The following is a 281-nucleotide window of genomic DNA, read 5'->3' as shown; positions in this document are numbered from 1 at the left end:
AGCAATTGATTTTAGATAAGAAAAATAGTAATGATTTACCTTTCACTGCTGAGGAGGATCTTGCGGTTATTTTATATACTTCTGGAACAACAGGAAGACCTAAAGGTGCAATGCTTTCACATAGAAATCTGTGTTCAAATGCAGAATCCATAGCAAAATTAACAGAATTTACATCAGAAGATCGGATATTAGCAGTTCTCCCAATGTTTCATATCTTTTGTATGGCTGTCTGTATCAATACACCTATATTATGTGGGGGTACGGTAGTCATCTCAGAAAAA

Annotated in this window: 1 protein-coding gene; it reads left to right on the top strand. The window is 34.9% G+C overall.

Annotated elements, in window-relative coordinates; genetic code table 11:
• The coding region (locus GJQ66_RS12400) for an AMP-binding protein (protein ID WP_155049635.1) at positions 1 to 281 on the top strand (281 nt) is incomplete at both ends.

Origin of the sequence: Microbacterium sp. ZXX196 (assembly GCF_009709595.1) — a bacterium.
Lineage (GTDB): Bacteria > Actinomycetota > Actinomycetes > Actinomycetales > Microbacteriaceae > Microbacterium > Microbacterium excoecariae.
The sequence above is the reverse complement of the archived record's forward strand: the minus strand, read 5'-3'. Positions and strand labels throughout refer to the sequence as shown.